This is a genomic window from Allobosea sp. 2KB_26 (genome assembly GCF_052115715.1).
Classification (GTDB): domain Bacteria; phylum Pseudomonadota; class Alphaproteobacteria; order Rhizobiales; family Beijerinckiaceae; genus Allobosea.
In genome coordinates, this window is the sequence record NZ_JBFRHE010000001.1 from 163,154 (window position 1) to 182,627 (window position 19,474).

Annotated in this window: 19 protein-coding genes; 16 read left to right on the plus strand and 3 right to left on the minus strand. The window is 64.2% G+C overall.

Annotated features, from left to right (window positions below; all coding sequences use genetic code 11):
- The first annotated feature begins 34 nt into the window (after nucleotides 1–34).
- From AB4099_RS00835 to AB4099_RS00850, 4 genes are all read left to right on the plus strand, one after another.
- Nucleotides 35–514, plus strand: coding sequence for a hypothetical protein (locus AB4099_RS00835; RefSeq protein ID WP_113513526.1), 480 nt, complete (start codon nucleotides 35–37; stop codon nucleotides 512–514).
- A 166-nt stretch (nucleotides 515–680) separates the two neighbouring features.
- Nucleotides 681–1,727: a recombinase RecA gene (gene recA / locus AB4099_RS00840; RefSeq protein ID WP_113514031.1), complete on the plus strand. Its 1,047-nt coding sequence runs from the start codon at nucleotides 681–683 to the stop codon at nucleotides 1,725–1,727.
- Nucleotides 1,728–1,908: 181 nt separating this feature from the next.
- Nucleotides 1,909–4,551, plus strand: coding sequence for an alanine--tRNA ligase (gene alaS / locus AB4099_RS00845; RefSeq protein ID WP_113513528.1), 2,643 nt, complete (start codon nucleotides 1,909–1,911; stop codon nucleotides 4,549–4,551).
- Between the two features lie 27 nt (nucleotides 4,552–4,578).
- Nucleotides 4,579–5,217, plus strand: a complete 639-nt coding sequence (locus AB4099_RS00850; protein WP_441476705.1) for a hypothetical protein — start codon at nucleotides 4,579–4,581, stop codon at nucleotides 5,215–5,217.
- Between the two features lie 323 nt (nucleotides 5,218–5,540).
- Here AB4099_RS00850 and AB4099_RS00855 read toward each other — a convergent pair whose 3' ends face one another.
- Nucleotides 5,541–6,755 (minus strand): NADP-dependent isocitrate dehydrogenase, encoded by a 1,215-nt coding sequence (locus AB4099_RS00855; RefSeq protein ID WP_113513532.1) that lies wholly within the window; start codon nucleotides 6,753–6,755, stop codon nucleotides 5,541–5,543.
- Between the two features lie 221 nt (nucleotides 6,756–6,976).
- Here AB4099_RS00855 and AB4099_RS00860 point away from each other — a divergent pair, with 221 nt between their 5' ends.
- The 4 genes from AB4099_RS00860 (at nucleotide 6,977) to AB4099_RS00875 (ending at nucleotide 10,545) form a co-directional block, all read left to right on the plus strand.
- Nucleotides 6,977–7,816 carry a hypothetical protein gene (locus AB4099_RS00860; protein WP_441476706.1) on the plus strand — a complete coding sequence of 280 codons (840 nt, stop codon included), beginning with the start codon at nucleotides 6,977–6,979 and terminating at the stop codon, nucleotides 7,814–7,816.
- 62 nt (nucleotides 7,817–7,878) lie between these two features.
- Nucleotides 7,879–8,601 (plus strand): SDR family NAD(P)-dependent oxidoreductase, encoded by a 723-nt coding sequence (locus AB4099_RS00865; RefSeq protein WP_441476707.1) that lies wholly within the window; start codon nucleotides 7,879–7,881, stop codon nucleotides 8,599–8,601.
- Nucleotides 8,602–8,705: 104 nt separating this feature from the next.
- Complete coding sequence (locus AB4099_RS00870) at nucleotides 8,706–9,251, plus strand: 2,4'-dihydroxyacetophenone dioxygenase family protein (protein ID WP_441476708.1); 546 nt, start codon at nucleotides 8,706–8,708, stop codon at nucleotides 9,249–9,251.
- 121 nt (nucleotides 9,252–9,372) lie between these two features.
- Entirely contained in the window at nucleotides 9,373–10,545 is a 1,173-nt protein-coding gene (locus AB4099_RS00875; protein ID WP_441476709.1) for an alpha/beta fold hydrolase, read from the plus strand.
- 153 nt (nucleotides 10,546–10,698) lie between these two features.
- Here the strand turns inward: AB4099_RS00875 and AB4099_RS00880 are convergent, their stop codons facing one another.
- Entirely contained in the window at nucleotides 10,699–11,106 is a 408-nt protein-coding gene (locus AB4099_RS00880) for a flagellar assembly protein FliX (protein WP_113513540.1), read from the minus strand.
- Between the two features lie 227 nt (nucleotides 11,107–11,333).
- Here AB4099_RS00880 and AB4099_RS00885 point away from each other — a divergent pair, with 227 nt between their 5' ends.
- The 8 genes from AB4099_RS00885 (at nucleotide 11,334) to flaF (ending at nucleotide 17,865) form a co-directional block, all read left to right on the plus strand.
- The gene (locus AB4099_RS00885) at nucleotides 11,334–12,467 is read left to right on the plus strand and encodes a flagellar basal body P-ring protein FlgI (RefSeq protein ID WP_113513542.1); all 1,134 of its coding nucleotides are present in this window, start codon (nucleotides 11,334–11,336) and stop codon (nucleotides 12,465–12,467) included.
- On the plus strand, nucleotides 12,467–12,835 hold the full coding sequence (locus AB4099_RS00890; protein ID WP_113513544.1) for a rod-binding protein: 369 nt from the start codon (nucleotides 12,467–12,469) through the stop codon (nucleotides 12,833–12,835). Before AB4099_RS00885 ends, AB4099_RS00890 begins: the two co-directional genes overlap by 1 nt.
- Complete coding sequence (locus tag AB4099_RS00895) at nucleotides 12,822–13,310, plus strand: hypothetical protein (RefSeq protein ID WP_441476710.1); 489 nt, start codon at nucleotides 12,822–12,824, stop codon at nucleotides 13,308–13,310. Before AB4099_RS00890 ends, AB4099_RS00895 begins: the two co-directional genes overlap by 14 nt.
- A 213-nt stretch (nucleotides 13,311–13,523) precedes the next feature.
- Nucleotides 13,524–13,985 (plus strand): hypothetical protein, encoded by a 462-nt coding sequence (locus AB4099_RS00900; protein WP_441476711.1) that lies wholly within the window; start codon nucleotides 13,524–13,526, stop codon nucleotides 13,983–13,985.
- Nucleotides 13,986–14,229: 244 nt separating this feature from the next.
- Nucleotides 14,230–15,534: a flagellin N-terminal helical domain-containing protein gene (locus tag AB4099_RS00905; RefSeq protein ID WP_113513548.1), complete on the plus strand. Its 1,305-nt coding sequence runs from the start codon at nucleotides 14,230–14,232 to the stop codon at nucleotides 15,532–15,534.
- Nucleotides 15,535–15,757: 223 nt separating this feature from the next.
- Nucleotides 15,758–17,065, plus strand: a complete 1,308-nt coding sequence (locus AB4099_RS00910) for a flagellin N-terminal helical domain-containing protein (protein WP_113513550.1) — start codon at nucleotides 15,758–15,760, stop codon at nucleotides 17,063–17,065.
- Nucleotides 17,066–17,117: 52 nt separating this feature from the next.
- Nucleotides 17,118–17,510, plus strand: coding sequence for a flagellar biosynthesis repressor FlbT (flbT, locus tag AB4099_RS00915; protein ID WP_113513552.1), 393 nt, complete (start codon nucleotides 17,118–17,120; stop codon nucleotides 17,508–17,510).
- Nucleotides 17,494–17,865, plus strand: coding sequence for a flagellar biosynthesis regulator FlaF (flaF, locus tag AB4099_RS00920; RefSeq protein ID WP_113513554.1), 372 nt, complete (start codon nucleotides 17,494–17,496; stop codon nucleotides 17,863–17,865). The genes flbT and flaF overlap by 17 nt, the downstream gene beginning before the upstream one ends.
- Before the next feature lie 90 nt (nucleotides 17,866–17,955).
- Here flaF and AB4099_RS00925 read toward each other — a convergent pair whose 3' ends face one another.
- Complete coding sequence (locus tag AB4099_RS00925; protein ID WP_441476712.1) at nucleotides 17,956–19,473, minus strand: flagellar biosynthesis protein FlgL; 1,518 nt, start codon at nucleotides 19,471–19,473, stop codon at nucleotides 17,956–17,958.
- Nucleotide 19,474 lies beyond the last annotated feature (1 nt).

Below are 19,474 nucleotides of genomic sequence, written 5' to 3' on the forward strand. Positions count from 1 at the left end.
AGGCGCAGCGTCCTCGAACGATGCGGACAGCGCGATGTCGGATAGGAATTCACGCAGATACCTGGTCCTGCTTCTCGTCCAGACCCTCTGCGCGATCGTCGTGCTCTCCAATATGCGGGGCATTTTCCTCCTGCTGATCGACAATATCGGAACGGTTGTCACCGCCTCCCTCGGCGGTGCGTCGCAGATGATGCTTGCGGTCGTGATCGGCCAGGCCTGCTACTGGTGGCGCTTGCGCCATGTGACCATCCCGGCCAGCTATCGCGGCCTGGTGATCGGCCACTTGGTCTCGTTCGCCGCCAGGATCGGCTTCATCTTCGGCGGCGCTCTGTTCTCGCTCTATTATCTGCGGCACGTCCCGGTACTCGATCTTGGCTATCTCGATCTGAGCTGGCGCGGCGCGCTCCTGATCGCCGTCATCTTCGCGCTCTACTGCTACACGCTGGAGCTCGAGCGGCTCGGCAACGCGATGCAGGTCCGGGCCATGCAGGCGAAGGGCGACAGCCGGATTTGAACAGCCGTGCGTGGAGGCGATGAACGAGAACAAAAAAAGAACTTGAAGACAAGAACAAACCATGACCATATTTGCTCACGGCGCACATTGAGAAGTGATCGCGCCCCTGCCATAAGGAGCGCACGTTGTGAATCAGGCAAATCTCCGGCTCGTGGAAGGCTCTTCGATGGACAAGGCTAAGGCGCTTGATGCGGCGCTCTCGCAGATCGAACGGGCTTTCGGCAAGGGCTCGATCATGCGCCTGGGCAAGAACCAGCAGGCGATCGAGATCGAGACCATCTCGACCGGCTCGCTCGGGCTCGATATCGCGCTCGGCGTCGGCGGGCTCCCCAGGGGCCGCGTCATAGAGATTTACGGACCTGAATCCTCCGGCAAGACCACGCTTGCGCTGCACACCATTGCCGAGGCCCAGAAGAAGGGTGGCGTTTGCGCCTTCGTCGATGCCGAGCACGCACTCGACCCGGTCTATGCCCGCAAGCTTGGCGTCAATCTCGACGATCTCCTGATCTCGCAGCCAGATACCGGCGAGCAGGCGCTCGAGATCACCGACACCCTGGTTCGCTCCGGCGCCATCGACGTGCTGGTCGTCGACTCCGTTGCGGCCCTTACGCCCCGTGCCGAAATCGAAGGCGAGATGGGTGATGTCCAGCCCGGCCTCCAGGCGCGCCTGATGAGCCAGGCCTTGCGCAAGCTCACCGCGTCGATCTCGCGCTCGAACTGCATGGTCATCTTCATCAACCAGATCCGCATGAAGATCGGCGTGATGTATGGCTCGCCCGAGACCACGACCGGTGGCAACGCCCTGAAATTCTACGCCTCGGTGCGCCTCGACATTCGCCGCGTCTCGACGCTGAAGGAGCGCGATGAGGCCACCGGCAACCAGGTCCGCGTCAAGGTCGTGAAGAACAAGGTGGCGCCGCCCTTCAAGCAGGTCGAGTTCGACATCATGTTCGGCGAGGGCATCTCGAAGGTTGGCGAACTGATCGACCTCGGCGTCAAGGCCGGGATGGTCGAGAAGGCCGGAGCCTGGTTCTCCTTCGACAGCCAGCGCCTCGGCCAGGGGCGGGAGAACGCCAAATCCTTCCTCAAGGCCAATCCGGACGTCGCGGCGCGCATCGAGGCCACGATCCGGCAGAACTCCGGCCTCGTTGCCGATCGCATTCTCGATGAGGCGACACCGACCGACGATGATCTCGACGAGGGCGACGCCTGAGCCTCATCTCCGCGTCAGCGGCAGGGTATTTTCGTCGGGCGGCCTTTCGGGGCCGCCCGTTTCTTTTATGTGCCAAGGCCTTGTCACGGGATTTCTGGACAGGCGCAAAGCCGCTGACTAGAACCGATCCCCAACAGCAGGCCCGCCCGGCCACCCATCCTGAAGCAGAGTTCGAATTGCGATGAGCGGCGTCAACGAAATCAGGTCCACCTTCCTCGATTATTTCAAGGCGAACGGCCATGAGGTGGTGCCGTCGAGCCCGCTCGTGCCGCGCAATGACCCGACGCTGATGTTCGCCAATTCAGGCATGGTGCAGTTCAAGAACGTCTTCACCGGACAGGAAAAGCGCTCCTACCAGCGCGCCACGTCAGCGCAGAAATGCGTGCGTGCCGGCGGCAAGCACAACGACCTCGACAATGTCGGCTACACTGCGCGTCACCACACCTTCTTCGAGATGCTGGGGAACTTCTCCTTCGGCGACTATTTCAAGGAACAGGCGATCACCCACGCCTGGACGCTGGTCACGCGCGAATTCGGCCTGCCCAAGGAAAAGCTGACCGTCACGGTCTATTCCGAGGATGACGAGGCGCACGCGCTCTGGAAGAAGATCGCCGGGCTTTCGGATTCGAAGATCATCCGGATCCCGACCTCGGACAATTTCTGGCGCATGGGCGACACCGGCCCCTGCGGCCCCTGCTCCGAGATCTTCTACGACCATGGCGACCATATCCCCGGCGGCCCTCCCGGCTCGCCCGATGAGGACGGCGACCGCTTCATCGAGATCTGGAACCTCGTGTTCATGCAGTATGAGGAGGCCGCTGGCGGCATCCGCACCAATCTGCCGCGCCCGTCGATCGACACCGGCATGGGGCTGGAGCGTGTCGCCGCGGTGCTCCAGGGCACGCACGACAATTACGAGATCGACCTCTTCGCGACCCTGATCCGCGCCATCGCAGATATGACATCGGTCTCGTCGGACGGGCCGATGAAGGCGAGCCACCGTGTCATCGCCGACCACCTGCGCTGCTCTGCCTTCCTGATCGCCGACGGCGTTCTGCCCTCGAACGAAGGCCGCGGCTATGTCCTGCGCCGCATCATGCGTCGCGGCATGCGCCATGCCCAGTTGCTCGGCGCCAAGGAGCCGTTGCTTCACCGGCTCGTGCCGGTCCTGACCCGAGAAATGGGCCAGGCCTATCCCGAGCTGCTGCGAGCAGAGGCGCTGATCACCGAGACCCTGAAGCTCGAGGAGACGCGTTTCCGCACCACACTGGCGCGCGGCCTCTCGATCCTCGACGATGCTGCCAAGGATCTCGGCGCCGGCCAGAAGCTGAAGGGCGACGTCGCCTTTACGCTTTACGATACCTATGGCTTCCCGCTCGATCTGACTCAGGATGCGCTCCGGGCCCGCGATATCGGCGTCGATCTCGACGGGTTCGACGCGGCGATGCAGCAGCAGAAGGCGAAGGCGCGCGCCGCCTGGTCCGGCACCGGCGAGGCTGCGACGGAAAAGCTCTGGTTCCCGCTGCGTGACCGCGTCGGCGCCACCGAGTTCCTCGGCTACGACACCGAAACGGCCGAGGGCGTCGTCACCGGGTTGATCCGCGACAATGCGGAAGTCGAGAGCCTGAAGGCCGGCGAGACCGGCTTCGTCCTGCTCAACCAGACTCCGTTCTATGGCGAGTCCGGCGGCCAGGTTGGCGATACCGGCACGATCACCGGGGCGGGCTTCTCCGCACAGGTTTTGGATGTGCAGAAGAAGCTCGGCGACATCTTCGCCCACGCCGTCAGGGTCACTTCGGGCGAAATCAAGCTCGGCGCGCCTGCTGAGCTGACGGTCGATCATGCTCGCCGGAGCACGATTCGCGCCAACCACTCCGCGACCCACCTGCTGCACGAGGCGCTCCGGCTCGTCCTTGGCGATCATGTCGCCCAGAAGGGCTCGCTGGTCTCGCCCGAGCGGCTGCGCTTCGACTTCTCGCACCCCAAGCCGATCTCAGAGGCCGAACTGGCCCAGGTCGAGGATATCGCCAACGCCGCCGTGCTGCGGAACGAGCCGGTGGCGACCCATCTGATGAGCGTCGACGAAGCCATCGCTTCGGGCGCCCGCGCCTTGTTCGGTGAAAAATACGGCGATGAGGTCCGTGTCGTCTCGATGGGGACGACCGAGGCCGGCAAGGCTTTCTCGGTCGAGCTCTGCGGTGGCACCCATGTTTCGCGCACCGGAGATATCGGCATCGTCAGCATCGCAGGCGAAAGCGCGGTGGCCGCTGGCGTGCGACGTCTCGAGGCAGTGACCGGCGCGGAAGCCCGGCGCCAGCTCAACACCGATGCCAGGCGTCTGCGCGACCTCGCCGCCCTGCTCAAGGTTCCCGCGGCCGAAGCCGAGACGCGCCTCGCCGCCCTGGTCGAGGAGCGCCGCAAGCTCGACCGCGAACTCACCGAGGCGCGCAAGAAGCTCGCGATGGGCGGCGGCGGTGCAGCCGAGGATCCGATTCGGGAGATCTCCGGCGCCAAGCTCCTGGCCCGCGCCGTTACCGGCGTCGAGATGAAGGATCTGAAGAGCCTCGCCGACGAAGCCAAGTCCCGCGTCGGCTCGGGCGTCGTCGCCATTGTCGGCGTCGCGGAGGACGGCAAGGCCGGCGTCGTCGTCGGGGTTACCGAGGATCTGACCTCGCGCTTCGACGCCGTGGCGCTGGTGCGCGCCGCCTCCGAGCAGCTTGGCGGCAAGGGCGGTGGTGGGCGCCGCGACATGGCGCAGGCTGGAGGCCCGGACGGCGCCAAGGCCCAGGCTGCGCTCGACGCCGTCGCAGCCGCGATGAGCTGAGCGGGTTCGGGCGCCGGAGAAGACGAGGTGCAGTATCGTCTCGCCGCCACCATTGCTCTTGCCCTGGTGGCCGCGAGCCCTTCGGGCTTTGCCCAGCAAGTGCGCCCCCGCCCTGCCGCACCGGTCCAGCCGCCAACCCTGTCGGCCTCGCGTAGCGCGATGGCCGGCTCGATGTTGACGGTGTTCGCCAGCAAGGCGCCGGCGCAATCGCAGCTCGCGATCGCGCGCCCGGGCGATCCGGCTGAATCGGCCATCGTCTCGGTCATTCTCGGCGCCGTGTCCGCAACCGCGATCACGACCCCCGGCGAGCCCGGCAGCTATGAACTCCGCCTCATCCGCCAGGATTCCGGCAAGCCCGAAATCCTCGCCAGGCAGCCCCTGGCGGCGACGGTCCCTTCGGCGACCTTGTCGGCGCCGGACCGCGCCAAGGCCAAGACAAGCGTCCCGGTACGCGGGATCGGCCCCAATGGCGAGCGCGATCGCGTCGTCATCACGGCGCCTGATGCAGCCGTGGACGCGGCAGGCCCGTCCTTCTTTCCGGCAGAGAATGTCGAAGCGCTGCTGGAAGCACCGGACACGCCGGGCAGCTATGAACTTCGCTATGTCATGAACGCACCGCTGAGCGGCCAGCGTATCCTTGCTCGCCGTCCCCTCACGATCGAGTAGCGATCATCCTGGGCACGTGCCCGAGCATCGCGATCGGATGTCTCAAGGCGTGCGATAGCGCGGAGCTCTCCGAACGAGACGGCTCCACAGTGAGTTTGCTGGTCATCCCGCAGAGGCCGCCCAACCGAGCGACCAGGTTCCCTTCGTCGAGGACAGATGTCAGCAGCAGCACGTGCGGATCACCCCGCTGACGTCACGCCAGCGGTTGGCTTGGTCAGCACGGCACGACATGCTGTGTCGTCGCATGCACCTTGGTCCCGACAGCAAAAAGCGCCCGGATCGGGATCCGGGCGCTTCAAGTCATTCAATCAGGATCGCAGGGCTCAGGCAGACATCGCCTTGCGCATGTTCTCGCTGACCTTCTCGAGGAAGCCAGTGGTCGAGAGGAACTTCTGGTCGGGACCGACCAGCAGCGCCAGATCCTTGGTCATGTCGCCGGCCTCGACAGTGTCGACCGTGACCTTCTCGAGCAGCGTCGCGAACTTGGCGAGTTCAGCATTGTTGTCGAGCTTGGCGCGGTGGCTGAGGCCACGCGTCCAGGCAAAAATCGAGGCGATCGAGTTGGTCGAGGTCTCCCTGCCCTTCTGATGCTCGCGATAATGGCGTGTCACCGTGCCGTGCGCGGCTTCCGCCTCGACGGTCTTGCCATCCGGCGTCATCAGCACCGAGGTCATCAGGCCGAGCGAACCAAAACCCTGCGCCACGGTGTCGGACTGCACGTCGCCATCGTAGTTCTTGCAGGCCCAGACATAGCCACCCGACCACTTCATCGCCGAGGCGACCATGTCGTCGATCAAACGATGCTCATAGGTGATGCCGAGCTTGTCGAATTCAGCCTTGAACTCGGCCTGGTAGATTTCCTCGAAGATATCCTTGAAGCGGCCGTCATAGGTCTTGAGGATGGTGTTCTTAGTCGAGAGATAGACCGGGTATTTGCGGATCAGACCGTAGTTCAGCGACGCGCGAGCGAAATCCCTGATCGACTCGTCGAGATTGTACATCGCCATGGCGACGCCGGCGTCGGGAGCCTTGAAGACCTCCTTCTCGATCACGGCGCCATCGTCGCCGACGAACTTGATCGAGAGCGTACCCTTGCCGGGGAACTTGAAATCGGTGGCGCGATACTGGTCGCCATAAGCATGGCGGCCGATGACGATCGGCTGCGTCCAGCCCGGCACGAGGCGCGGCACGTTCTTGCAGATGATCGGCTCGCGGAAGATCACGCCGCCGAGAATGTTGCGGATCGTGCCGTTCGGCGACTTCCACATCTGCTTGAGGTTGAACTCCTTCACTCGGCCCTCGTCCGGGGTGATGGTGGCGCACTTCACCGCGACGCCGTGCTTCTTGGTGGCGTTGGCGGCATCGATCGTGACCTGGTCATTGGTCGCGTCGCGGTTCTCGACGGACAGGTCGTAATAATCCAGCTCGAGGTCGAGATAGGGGAAGATCAGCGTGTCCTTGATCTTTTGCCAGATGATGCGGGTCATCTCGTCGCCGTCCATGTCGACGACGGGATTGGCGACCTTGATCTTGCTCATGTGATTTCGACCCCTGCTGCTGGCCAGTCTGGAACGTTTCCGGGCTGCAGCCATAGCTCCGCAGCCCGCCCGCGCGCTTCCTAGCGGGTTACGTGCCACTGGGGAAGCACGGCTTTTGGCCGAGTTGCCCAAGCCTCATGCCGCACTGCCTTCATGCTGCACTGCCGCAAAAACTGCACCTTCCCGTTCTAACTTCGATTTGAGAGCGCCGCCGAGGAAGAATGCCGACTTTGTATCACCATCCCTGCAGTATTCGTGCTGGCCGGCCCATCGGGGCTCGGGCCGGCATCGTTGCCCTCCTCCTCGCCACGGGCTGGGCGGCGAAGGCCAATGACGACGGTGCCTACAGCCCGCGCTTCCCCATTCCCAAACCTATCCTCACCCACGAAGAGCCTGAGGACGCGGTCGAACCACAGGCTCAAGAGGCACAGGACGATCTGGACGCCGTGCCGTTCGATCCGGCTCTGAGCGCGCGCGCAAACTGGCCCGCCACGCCGAAGGCCAACCGGCAGTTGCCCAGGGAAATCCCGCTCAGCGTCATTCGCCAGGGCTTTTCGACACGTGGCCCGGCAGGGTCTGCGCCCGAGCGGAGCGTCGGCCTCCAGCTCGGCGCCGACACGTTCTCGGTCTCGACCAAGCTGATCGCACCGCCCGGGCGCGAGCAGGTCGGCGACGCACGCATCGACTGGAAATTGGCCCGGCCCGTCGCCAACAAGGGGCCCGGCTTCATCTGGACGATCTCGACGGGAGGCGGCAGCAGCACGGCCGGAAAGCCCGAGCAGAACGCCAATCTGCTGGTCGGCTTCCGCCATCAGCTTCTTCAGCATCTGACCATGAGCTCGCAGCTCTCCATGGCCGGCAGCTATGTCTTCGCCCCCGACGGCGGTCCGCACTCGACCCTCGTGCCTGAGGTCAAATTGACCGCCGACCTCGCAGCCCTGGCCGATCTCTCCTGGGAGGCCTCTCTGGATCTGGCGCTGGCACGCCAGATGCCGCTGGTCGCGAGCCAATATGAGACGCGCGGCACCGCCCTGCTGCGCCTGAAATACAGCCTCGAATGAAGGGACCCTGCTCTGCCTTTGCCGGCCTTCCGTGATCGCGCCGGTCGCTCTAGCCTTGGGGCATGACAGAGACTCCCGCTCCCAAATTCGCTCTCGTAACCGGCGGTACACGCGGCATCGGCTCAGGCGCTGCGCTCGCGCTCGCCCAGGCCGGCTACGAGGTCATCGCCACCGGCCTCACCGATGAGGAGGTCGCAGCCTCCCCGCCTCACCCCGCGATCCGTCACGCCAAGCTCGATGTGACCAGGGATGATCAGGTCGCGGCCATCGTCGCGCTCTGCCCCCGGATCGATGGGCTGGTGAACTGCGCCGGCATGATCCAGCGCGGCGGCAAGGAATTCGAGATCGAGGCTTTTCGCCTGACCATCGAGGTCAACCTCACCGGGTCGATGCGGATGTGCGTTGCAGCCAAGGACAAGCTCGCCGCCAATGGCGGAGCGATCGTCAACATCGCCTCGATGTTGACCTTCCACGGCTCGCCCTTCGCCCCGGGTTACGCCGCATCGAAGGGCGGCATCGGCCAGCTCACCAAGTCGCTCGCCGCCGCCTGGGCGCTTGAAGGCATCCGCGTCAACGCCGTTGCTCCCGGCTGGATCGCGACCGAGTTGACCAGGCCGCTGGTCGAGGACGCTGCCCGTTCGGCGCCGATTCTGGCGCGTACACCACAGGGTCGCTGGGGCGAACCCAGCGATGTCGGCGGCGCCATAGCCTTCCTGCTCTCGGATGCGGCCAGGTTCGTGACCGGTGCCATCCTGCCCGTGGATGGCGGGTACCTCGCCGTCTGACACCACCTGCATCGGCAGAAAACACCAAACGCAGCAACGACATAGAACCGCTTCCGGAATCACCCCGGCAACGACTTGAATCAAGATCTCAGGCAGGAAACGCCATGACCAAACCGAACCCCATGCCCGTCGAGGCGAGTGTCGAAGAGCGGTGGACGCCCTATCGCCACCCCCAGCCGAAGGATTCCCCTCCCGAACTGATCGTGCCCAATGTCATTCCAACCGACGAGCGGGTCTGGGTCCCGGTCGATGACAATGTCTGGTTCCGCCCGCTGCTCTTCTGCGTGACGCGCGGCTACTGGATGAACCTCCTGAAAGTGCGCCGCGCCGGCGTGCTCTCGCGCCACCGCCACCCCCTGCCCGTGCACGGCTATGTCCTCAAGGGAAAGTGGCGCTACCTGGAGCACGACTGGGTGGCGACGGAGGGGTCCTATGTCTACGAGGCGCCGGGCGAGACCCATACGCTCGTCGTCGACCCGGACGTCGAAGAGATGATCACCATGTTCCAGGTCAATGGCGCGATGATCTATGTCGACCCCGACGGCAAGTGCCTGGGCTATGACGACGTCTTCACCCGCATCGACAAGTGCCGCGCGCACTACGCGAGCAACGGACTGGGCGCGGAGTACGCGGACCAGTTCATTCGCTGACGACCCGTTTCCGTGCCGGATCGACACGCGTCGATTCGGCAGAGTGGGCGAATCCTAAACGGTCTCTCGGCTAGTTCCGGTCAAACCGACCGAAGCCTGTGCCACCTCTGGAGAACCGTTTATGCGCGCCATCCTCGCCCTGCTGATGTGGATGTCGGCGGCCAGCTTCCTCTCGCCAGCCAAGGCGCAATCGGACTTCTATACGGCGACATCTGCCGAAATCGCCGGAGGGCGTCCCGGAACGTTGATCCGGACCGAGATTCTGAACGGAACGCCCGAAGGCGCCAGCGCCTACCGGATGCTCTACCGCTCGATCGGTCTCGACGGACGGCCGATCGCCGTGTCCGGGGTCGCGATCGTCCCGCCCGGCCCCGGTCCGGCCGAGGGACGCCCGGTCGTCGCCTGGGCGCACCCGACGACCGGGGTCCAGCCGCAATGCGGACCGTCGCGCTCCGGCGGCATTTTCCAATCCATTCAGGGCCTGCGTCCGATGCTCGCGCGTGGCTACATCGTCACGGCAACGGACTATCCCGGCCTGGGCGCCCCGAGAATCCATCCTTATCTGGTCGGCGCCAGCGCGGCCCGCTCCGTCGTCGACTCGGTGCGCGCAGCCGCCCAGCTTCCCAATGCCTCCGCCGGACGGCGCTTTGCCGTCTGGGGCCACTCGCAGGGTGGGCACGCGGCGCTGTTCACCGGCATCCTGGCGAAGCGTCTCGCACCCGAACTCGACCTCGTCGGTGTTGCCGCCGCCGCGCCTGCGACTGAACTCGCAACATTGCTGTCCGACGACATCGACACGGATGGCGGCCGGAACCTGACGGCAATGACCTTGTGGTCCTGGACGCGCGTCTACAAGGCGCCCCTGAACAAGATCGTCAGTTCGGAGGCGATCCCGATGGTCGATCAATTGGCCGCGGATTGCCTGGAAAGCCTGACGGACATCTTCAGCAGGCTGCGCCCGACCAAGGCGCTGGAGCGCCGCTTTCTTGTCGACAACGCCTTCGCCGAGCAGCAGCCTTGGCGCGCGCTTCTCAGCCGCAATACCCCCGGCCTCCTGCCGCGCAGCATCCCGGTCTATCTGGCACAGGGCACGAGCGACACGCTCGTCCGGCCCCAGGTGACACGCGATTACGCAGACAAGCTCTGTCGCGCCGGCAGCGCGGTGCAATTCGAAGCTTTATCGGGCGTCGGCCATCTCCTCGCAGCGCGTGACAGCGCCGAGGCGGCCATCGCCTGGATGGATCAGCGCTTCAAGGGCGTGTCGCCGCCGAGCGTGTGCGCCCAGTCGCAGTAAGGGTCTCGCTGCGACCGCTCGGTTCTGATCGGGCCAGCGGCAGGTTCGAAGGCTACCGCATCGGCCCGAAAAGTGGTTTGCAGTTTTCGGGAAAGCCGATGCAAACACAAAGCGTTAGATCATCGGACCGGACACGATTTCCGGTCCGATGATCTAACGCCCGAGCTTGGCGAGCTCGACCGCCGCCCGCAGCTCGATATGAGCCAGCACATCGTCGAGGCGCGGATCATCGGTCGTCTCGCGCCGCAACGACAGCGTCGTCTTGAGGCGTTCCAGCTCGGCAATCTGGACGCGGCCGGAGAGGAGCGCAGCCTTCAGCCTGTCGAGCCCGTCGAGAAGGTCATGCCCGCGCCTGGCCTGACGCTTCTTGCGCTCCTGCGCATCGCCTTCGGCCTGGACCGCGAGCAGGAGGTCGAGCGAACCCGCATTGCTGACCGTGCTTCCCTGTGTCGCCGTCGCGGATTCGCGGCCGGGCAATGAGAACGACGCCGCGCCGGCCCGCCGCGTCTGGCTGGCCGAGCCAGCCCCGATAACGGGCGTGCGCGGGTCGATACGGATCATGACGGCCTCGGTTGACGATGCGCCAAGCCTTGGACCCGCATGGTTAACAAGCGGTGAATCGCCCGGCAAAAACTGCCGATCCGGCAAGAACGACATAGCGACAACGGCAAGCGCCAGACAGAGCCAACATTACAACAGGCTGGCAAATAAGGGTTTTCAGTAAACCAGCAGTTGGCACGCCCCTCGCAAGGCATGAACCACTACTGTCTCATTCACGCCGGTGCCCGATGGTTCGCCTGCCCTCCCTGAAACGCCTTGTGACGCCGCTGGCCGCGCTGCTGGCTATCGGCCTGTCCTGGGCGGCGGAACCGGCGCAGGCGCTCTCCCGCATCAAGGACCTCGCCGCCGTCGAAGGCGTGCGCAGCAACCAGATCCTCGGCTATGGCATCGTCGTCGGCCTTAACGGCACCGGCGACACGCTCAACAACACGCCGTTCACCAAGCAGTCGCTCCAGGCCATGCTGGAGCGACTCGGCGTCAATACCCGCGGCGCGAATATGCGCACCGCCAATGTCGCCGCCGTGATGGTGACCGCGAACCTGCCGCCCTTCGCCACCCAGGGCACGCGCCTCGATGTCACGGTCTCCGCGCTGGGTGACTCCAAATCGCTGCAGGGCGGCACGCTGCTCGCAACGCCGCTGCTCGGCGCCGATGGCGAGGTCTATGCCGTTTCGCAGGGGCCGGTCGCGATCTCGGGCTTCTCGGCCGAGGGCGACGCCGCCAAGATCACGCGCGGCGTGCCGACGGTGGGCCGCATCGCCAATGGGGGCATGGTCGAACGCGAGATCGACTTCGCGCTGAACAAGCTGAAGACGCTGCGGCTCTCGCTGCGCAACCCGGACTTCACGACAGCGCGTCGCGTCGCCGCTGCGATCAATGATTTCCTCGGTGGCGATGCCGCGGAGCCGACCGATCCCTCAACCGTCGTGCTGCAGATCCCGCCACGCTTCCAGGGCAACATGATCCGCATGCTGACCGAGATCGAGCAGCTGCGGGTCGAGCCTGACCAACTCGCCCGCATCGTCATCGACGAGCGCTCCGGCATCATCGTCATGGGCAAGGATGTCCGTGTCTCCACCGTCGCCGTCGCGCAGGGCAACCTGACGGTGACGATCAGCGAGCAGCCGGAAGTCAGCCAGCCCGAACCTTTTGCCCGCGGTCGCACCACGGTCGTGCCCCGCACCAACGTCAAGGTCGATACCGAAGGCGGCAACAAGCTCGCCCTCGTCAAGGAGAGCGTGACGCTCGCCGAGCTCGTCGACGGACTGAACGCCCTCGGAATCGGCCCGCGCGACATGATCTCCATCCTTCAGGCGATCAAGGCCGCCGGCGCCCTCCAGGCAGAAATCGAGGTGATGTAATGACCGCCGCACTCGCCCTTCCCGCTGCGAAACTGGCGCTCGGCGTTGCCGGAAGCCTCGTCAACGGCCTGGCAAACGCGCTCGATCCCGCCAAGGCGAAGGCCAAGAAGCAGGCCGACGAGTTCGAGACCGTCTTCCTCGAACAGGTCACGGACAAGCTGATGGCCTCCAGCGAGACCGAGGGGCCGCTCGGCGAGAACGGCACCGGCGGTGGCGTCTATCGCTCGATGCTGACCCAGGAATATGCCCGCAATCTGCAGCGCGCCGGTGGCATCGGCCTGTCCGATCCGATCATGCGCAGCCTGCTGCAGGTCCAGGAACAGGCCACCGCGGCGACAACGACCGGAGCTGCCCGTGTCGCTGGCTAGGCGTGTACTGGATGAACGGCCGCGCATCGCAAGCGCTCTCGAGGCGCAGGCTCTGATCGAAGCCGTGCTGGAGACGCTTGGGGCCCTGTCCCATGTCGTTGGCGAGGAAACTGAGCTGGTTCGCGCCGGCAAATTGTCGGACGCGATGGAGCGCGAGCCGCGCAAGACCGAGCTTGCCGGCATCTATATGCGCGGTGTCGAGCAGGTGAAGCTGAACGCGGTGGCACTGGCACGTTTCGTCCCCGATCAGGTCAAGCGCCTGAAGGCCGCTCATATCGCGTTCCAGGACCTGATCGAGATCAACCAGATCGTACTTGCGACCGCGCGGGCGGTCTCGGAATCGATCGTCCGCGATCTCGCCTCCGAGGCGAACCGCCCGATGCGAGCCGCCGGTTACGGTCCGACGGCAACTGTGGGAGCCGGCGCCTTTGTGCGACCGAACTCCGGGCCGCTCGTGATCTCCCGCAGTCTCTGAACCGCGGGGGGAGCCAGGAGGCGACCTTCCCCCGGGAAGCCCCGCACTAAGGCGGCGGCTGCCACGTCAATCGTCAAAATTTACCTAATCTCCTTACGGAAGATTCAATCTCCTCCGCCATTGTCGATATGATGCGAAGGGTGCGGCTTGTCCGCGCCTTCCGTACGACGGCCGCGAGGGGCGGCTGTTATCCGACTCCAGAAGGAGTGAGTGATGGATTTCGGGGCCTCGACGAGGGCGACGGCGGTCGGCGCCTATCACGTGACCGCCAGAAGCGATGCGGCGGCGACCAAGGGCAGCATCCCGGTCGAACTGCCGGCGGCGCAAACCGTCCAGTCGACAGCGGCAGGCGAAGCCGTCCATCTCGACCTGCAGGCCCGCTCTGAGCAGGCTCGGCGTGATGCCGCCGCCGCGAAGCAGAACGCGATGCTCGACGATCAGTCGACGCGCCAGCGCGAAAGAGATCTGCGCGACGTCATTGAGCGACGCCTTGTGATCGACCCCCGCACCCGAACCGTCGTCCTTCAGAAGAAGAACAAGGCGACCGGTGAGATGATTTCGCAGCTTCCGGATGAGATGCTGCTGAGATTACGCGTTTATTCGCGGGAACTCGCCGAACGCTCCCGGCAGGCAGACGAGACCGCCGCCCGGCATTATGTCGAGCGAAGCGCCTGACGCGCAGCCGCGTTTCCTCTCGTTTGCAAATCACCGCCCGCTCCTGCGGGCGGTCTGCGTTTGGATCCACCGAAACCTGATCAGGCTATTATCAAGCACTTAACCATGCCGCGGCTTTGCCCAATCTCGCGGCAATTCGATCAGTGAAATTTACCAGTCATTACGGGTTGGCGACCGAGTGTCCTCCGGTCGCGGCCAGAAGGCCACGACGCCAGAAGGCACCATCCCAGAAGGGTATTCTACAATGGCTACCGTTTCCGTTTCTGCCGGCGTCCGCGCCGCGCTCGGCTCGCTCGGCTCCACCAAGACCGAAGCTCAGCAGGCCCAGTACCGCCTCGCCACCGGCAAGAAGGTCAATTCGGCCGTCGATAGCCCGGTCAACTTCTTCACCGCCGCCAGCCTGAACGATCGCGCCGGCCAGTTCACCGGTCTGCTCGACGGCATCTCCAACGGCATCCAGACGATCCAGGCAGCCTCCAAGGGCATCGACTCGATCACCAAGCTGGTTTCGTCGCTGCAGTCGACGGTCAAGCAGGCTCAGAACGAAGCCGCCGCAAACCGCCCCACGGTCGCAGGCACAGTTGCTCTGGGCAAGGCCTCTGAGGCGACAGCGACGAACAGCTCGATCCGCGACGTGGCGCTAAACAAGGTGCTTCAGGGCACTGCGGCCGATGCAACGGCGTCCTCCGGCGGCAACCTAGGTTTGGCTGCTGGTTCGACAACGATCCGCCTGACATCAGCCAGCGCGACGCCCGTTACCTATGACATCACCATTGGCGCGACGACAACCGTGCGCGACCTGGTCGAGAATATCAACAAGTCGGGTATCGCGACTGCTTCAGTCGGCAATGACGGCAAGCTTTCCGTGATCGGAACTGGTTCCGACGCCCTGTCGGTCCAGGCTGGTGCTATCGCTGGCGCACCACCTGTCTTTACGGCAGGCGCAGCAACCGAGAACGAATTGCTGTTCGGTACGGGCACTGTCACCACCGCCGTCACCAAGGCCGGATCCTCCGCCACGCGCACCTCGCTCGTCGCGCAGTTCAACGACCTGCGCGACCAGATCGATGCGCTCGCCAAGGATTCCGGCTTCAACGGCATCAACCTGCTTGGCGGCGACAAGCTCTCGATCACGCTGAACGAGAAGACCGGCAGCAACAAGAACAAGATCGACGTGCAGGGCGATCTGCTGACGTCGGAATCCCTGGGTATCGGCAAGGCCAACGATCTCAAGGTTTCGATCGCCGGCGAATTCAGCCTGCAGAACGACAATGACCTCGCCAAGGCAGCCGATTCTCTGACCAACTCTCTCTCATCGCTGCGGGCCACGTCGTCTTCACTGGGCTCGAAGCTGCAGGTCGTTCAGACCCGCCAGGACTTCAGCAAGGACCTGATCAACACGCTGACCCAGGGTGCCGACAACCTCGTCCTCGCCGACACCAACGAGGAAGGCGCCAAGCTGCTCGCTCTGCAGACTCGCCAGCAGCTTTCGCAGACCGCCCTCACCCTGTCGAACCAGGCTGACCAGGCCGTCCTGCGGATGTTCTGATCCTTCGTCCGCAGAAGCGGGCATGCCCACAGAATGTGGGCCGAAGACAACAAGCGGCGGGGCGCGAGCCCCGCCGTTCTTATTTGCCGGCGCCCTATCGTCGCAGATCGGGCCGGCAAAGCGCCGTTTCTGGCGGAATTAACGGAATATTATCCTTAACGAGGAATTGTCGGGTCCACAGCAAAACCGGAGCAGCGCAGAATCGCGCTTTCAGGGGACCACGATGGCCAACACGATCCTTTCCAGCGGCGTCCGCAACAACCTCCTGACGCTTCAGCAGACGACCGCGCAGCAAAGTGTCATTCAGAATCGCCTCGCCACGGGCAAGAAGGTCAATTCGGCCATCGATAATCCGGTCAACTACTTCACTTCGTTTAATCTGAACGATCGTGGTGAGCAGTTGACGGGCTTGCTGGACGGCATTTCGAACGGCATCCAGACCATCACGGCCGCGTCCAAGGGCATCGACTCGATCACCAAGCTGGTTTCGTCGCTGCAGTCCACCGTCAAACAGGCTCAGAACGAGGCCGCTGCAAACCGTCCGACGGTCGCCGGCACATTGGCCCTCGGCAAAGCCTCTGAGGCAACCGCGACGAACAGCACGATCCGCGATGTGGCGCTAAGCAAGCTGGTTCAGGGCGCAGTATCCGATGCAACGGCGGCTCTGCCAGGTAACGCCGGATTGGCTGCTGGTTCGACGACGATCCGCCTTACATCGGCCAGCCCGACCCCCGTCACCTACGACATCACCATTGGCGCGACGACAACCGTGCGCGACCTGGTCGAGAATATCAACAAGTCGGGTATCGCGACTGCTTCGGTCGGTAATGACGGCAAGCTGTCCGTCATTGGAACCGGTTCGGACGCCCTGTCGGTCCAGGCTGGTGCGATCGCTGGCGCGCCACCTGTCTTCACGGCAGGCGCAGCAACCGAGAACGAATTGCTGTTCGGTACGGGCACTGTCACCACCGCCGTCACCAAGGCCGGCTCCTCTGCCACGCGCACCTCGCTGGTCCAGCAATTCAACGACCTGCGCGACCAGATCGATGCCCTCGCCAAGGACGCCAGCTTCAACGGCATCAACCTGCTCGGCGGCGACCGGCTCTCGATCACGCTGAACGAGAAGACCGGAAGCAACAAAAACAAGATCGACGTGCAGGGCGATATGTTGACAGCGGAATCGCTGGGCATCGGCAAGGCCAACAATCTCAAGGTTTCGATCGCCGGCGAGTTCAGCCTGCAGAATGACAATGATCTCAACAAGGCGGCAGATGCCTTGACGAACGCAATCTCATCACTTCGGGCCACCTCGTCCTCTTTGGGGTCGAAGCTCGCCGTGGTGCAGACGCGTCAGGACTTCACCAAGGAACTGGTCAACACGCTGACGATCGGCGCAGACAAGTTGGTCGCCGCCGATCCGAACGAGGAAGGCGCCAGCCTGCTCGCGCTGAACACGCGCCAACAGCTCTCGCAGACCGCGCTCTCGCTGGCCAACCAGGCCGACCAGGGTGTGCTCCGGCTCTTCGGCTGATCACGCCGAAGGACCGGACCTCCCCTCCCAAACGCCAGAAGGCAGGATCGTCATGGCTCTCAAAGTCGAGCTCAAGCCAAACGAGCGCATCATCATCGGCCAGGTGGTGATCCGCAACGACGAGCAGCGCACCCGTTTCTTCATCGAAGGCGACGCGCCGATCCTGCGCGAGAAGGATATTCTCACCGCCGCGAGCGCCGACAGCCCGGCGAAGAAGATCTATCTCGCCATCCAGCTGATGTATCTGGCGCAGGACCCGACGCATGAGCACGAGACCTATTTCGAGCTCGTGCGCGACTTCATGAAGGCAGCGCCAAGCTCACTGCCGCATATGACCGAGATCAATAACCGCATCTTAAGCGGCGATCTGTACAAAGCACTCAAGGCAGCCAAACAGCTGATCGCCTACGAAGCGGAACTCATCGAGAATGCAACACGGGTTTAACGCGTACGCCTCTGCCGCCAAGACTGCCCAGTCTGCCGTCTCCCCTCGCGAACTCGAAGCATCCCTGCTCCTGAAAGCCGCCGTCCGGCTTCAGTCGATCACCGATGATTGGCTCGGCCGTCAGCGAGAACTCGACGACGCCCTGAACTATAACCGCAAGCTCTGGACCCTGCTGGTCTCGGCCGTCATCGCCGAGGACAACCCGTTGCCGGTCGAGATCAAGCGCAATATCCTGGGCCTCGCCAATTTCATCTTCAACCAGACCTTTCGCATTGCCGCTAGTCCGACACCGGAATCCTTGACCGTGCTGATCGGGATCAACCGCGACATCGCTGCCGGCCTGCGCGGACGCTGATCCGCCGGCGCGCCAGGCATCAGCCGAAACCCCAAACGAAAACGGCGCCAGATTCGGGCGCCGTTTTCGTTTCTGCTTCGCCTCGATGATTCAGATATAATTCGTCAGCGTGAGCTTCGAGAGGATCGCGGTCGTCTGGTAGCTCGCCTGGAGACGTGTCTGCAGCGCCAGGATCTGCGTTGCCACCTCTTCAGTTGTGACCTCTTCGACCCCGGCGAGCGTGGTCGTCAGGTAATTCTGGGTAGCGGTATGGCGCTCCTTGGCGCTGGCCAGGGCTTTCTGCGCCGTGCCGAGCTCGACGATGATCTCGGCCGGTTTCTGGGTGCCGTTGGCGTAGCCAATCGTGTCGTTGACGCGCTCGGCCAGGGCTTCGTAGCGATCCTTTGAATTGGCATCGCCGGCCGGGAAGGTCTCGGCAGCGAACACGGCAAACTGGGCCAGCCCAATCTTGAAGGCCTCTTCATTGGCGCGGGCGCCGATGCCGACGGTCTCGGTCTGATCGACCTGCACCGTCGAGGTCGCGCGCGCCGAACCCGGCGCATCATCGCCCTGGTACCAGATCACCGTATTCGCCGCAGTGCCCGGCGCAGGCGCGGCCGTCGCGGTGGCGAAGGGCGGGCCCGGTACACGCACCGGCGGATTGCTGCGACTGCCGTCGAAGACGTTCTTGGCCGCGACCTGGGCCGACGAGGCCGAGAGCGTCGTCTGGGCCTCCTTGCCGAACGCGGCCGAGACCGAAGCGCGCAGATTGGCAGCCGTGGCGTTGACGTCGGCACCGATCTCGAACGTATCCGCCGCGTTGCCACTGGTCCCGGGTGCACGCGCCGTCAGGACGATCTCCTTCTGGGTGCCATCGGGCAGATCGACCTTGAAGCGCAGCGTGTCGCCGGGCTGCGGTTGAGCAGCGACATTCACGGAGATGTCGGCCGGCGGACCCGCGGTATAGGTCGGCACCAGTCCCGCCGAGGTCGTCGTGGCGGACTTCAGCTTAAACCCGTAATTGGGATTGGCGGCCTCTTCCGCGATCGTCGCGGTCGTGCCGGCGCCACCCGCCGTGAGGCGCCCGAGCCCGGTCACGCCGAGATCGGCCTCCTTGCGCTCGGCGATCAACTGCTTCAGCCCGGCGCGGCCGGCACCATCGCCATCCATGATCAAGGAATAGCTGACCACCGGTTCGATATCCGACGTCCGCCCCGAGAACAGGTAGCGCCCGCCGACATTGGTGTTGAGCAGGTCGAGCGTCTGCTTGAATTTCTCTTCGGCCAGCAACTGCGGCGCCGTGCGGCCGCTGGCACTCTCGACATAGCTGCCGGAGCGCGCATCATTCTTGGTCTCGGCCGTCATCTTCGCAAAATTCTCGACCACCTTGGTCGAGAGCTTGAGATTGACGTCGGCAAGCTGGATCCCAGAGAGCCAGGAATCCAGGGAGGCCTTCTTGGCGTTGAGGTCCAGGCTGGTGCGCCGCTCGATTCCGAGATCGCCATAGCTGGTGACCTTCTTGCCGGTATCGAGCTGGCGCTGCAGGTCATCGAACTTTGCCCGGGTCGAGACGAATTCGCTCGGCCTGGCGGCGCGATAGGCTCCGGTGCCATAGGAGGTAATCGTCATG

What these genes read in the sequence shown, in the direction of transcription:
- AB4099_RS00835 (WP_113513526.1), top strand. Translation starts at nt 35, where the DNA reads ATGTCGGATAGGAATTCACGCAGATACCTGGTCCTGCTTCTCGTCCAG.
- flaF (WP_113513554.1), top strand. Translation starts at nt 17,494, where the DNA reads ATGCAACACGGGTTTAACGCGTACGCCTCTGCCGCCAAGACTGCCCAG.
- AB4099_RS00875 (WP_441476709.1), top strand. Translation starts at nt 9,373, where the DNA reads ATGCGCGCCATCCTCGCCCTGCTGATGTGGATGTCGGCGGCCAGCTTC.
- AB4099_RS00865 (WP_441476707.1), top strand. Translation starts at nt 7,879, where the DNA reads ATGACAGAGACTCCCGCTCCCAAATTCGCTCTCGTAACCGGCGGTACA.
- AB4099_RS00890 (WP_113513544.1), top strand. Translation starts at nt 12,467, where the DNA reads ATGACCGCCGCACTCGCCCTTCCCGCTGCGAAACTGGCGCTCGGCGTT.
- AB4099_RS00855 (WP_113513532.1), bottom strand. Translation starts at nt 6,755, where the DNA reads ATGAGCAAGATCAAGGTCGCCAATCCCGTCGTCGACATGGACGGCGAC.
- AB4099_RS00925 (WP_441476712.1), bottom strand. Translation starts at nt 19,473, where the DNA reads ATGACGATTACCTCCTATGGCACCGGAGCCTATCGCGCCGCCAGGCCG.
- AB4099_RS00910 (WP_113513550.1), top strand. Translation starts at nt 15,758, where the DNA reads ATGGCCAACACGATCCTTTCCAGCGGCGTCCGCAACAACCTCCTGACG.
- AB4099_RS00900 (WP_441476711.1), top strand. Translation starts at nt 13,524, where the DNA reads ATGGATTTCGGGGCCTCGACGAGGGCGACGGCGGTCGGCGCCTATCAC.
- recA (WP_113514031.1), top strand. Translation starts at nt 681, where the DNA reads ATGGACAAGGCTAAGGCGCTTGATGCGGCGCTCTCGCAGATCGAACGG.
- AB4099_RS00870 (WP_441476708.1), top strand. Translation starts at nt 8,706, where the DNA reads ATGACCAAACCGAACCCCATGCCCGTCGAGGCGAGTGTCGAAGAGCGG.
- alaS (WP_113513528.1), top strand. Translation starts at nt 1,909, where the DNA reads ATGAGCGGCGTCAACGAAATCAGGTCCACCTTCCTCGATTATTTCAAG.
- AB4099_RS00880 (WP_113513540.1), bottom strand. Translation starts at nt 11,106, where the DNA reads ATGATCCGTATCGACCCGCGCACGCCCGTTATCGGGGCTGGCTCGGCC.
- AB4099_RS00905 (WP_113513548.1), top strand. Translation starts at nt 14,230, where the DNA reads ATGGCTACCGTTTCCGTTTCTGCCGGCGTCCGCGCCGCGCTCGGCTCG.
- AB4099_RS00860 (WP_441476706.1), top strand. Translation starts at nt 6,977, where the DNA reads ATGCCGACTTTGTATCACCATCCCTGCAGTATTCGTGCTGGCCGGCCC.
- flbT (WP_113513552.1), top strand. Translation starts at nt 17,118, where the DNA reads ATGGCTCTCAAAGTCGAGCTCAAGCCAAACGAGCGCATCATCATCGGC.
- AB4099_RS00885 (WP_113513542.1), top strand. Translation starts at nt 11,334, where the DNA reads ATGGTTCGCCTGCCCTCCCTGAAACGCCTTGTGACGCCGCTGGCCGCG.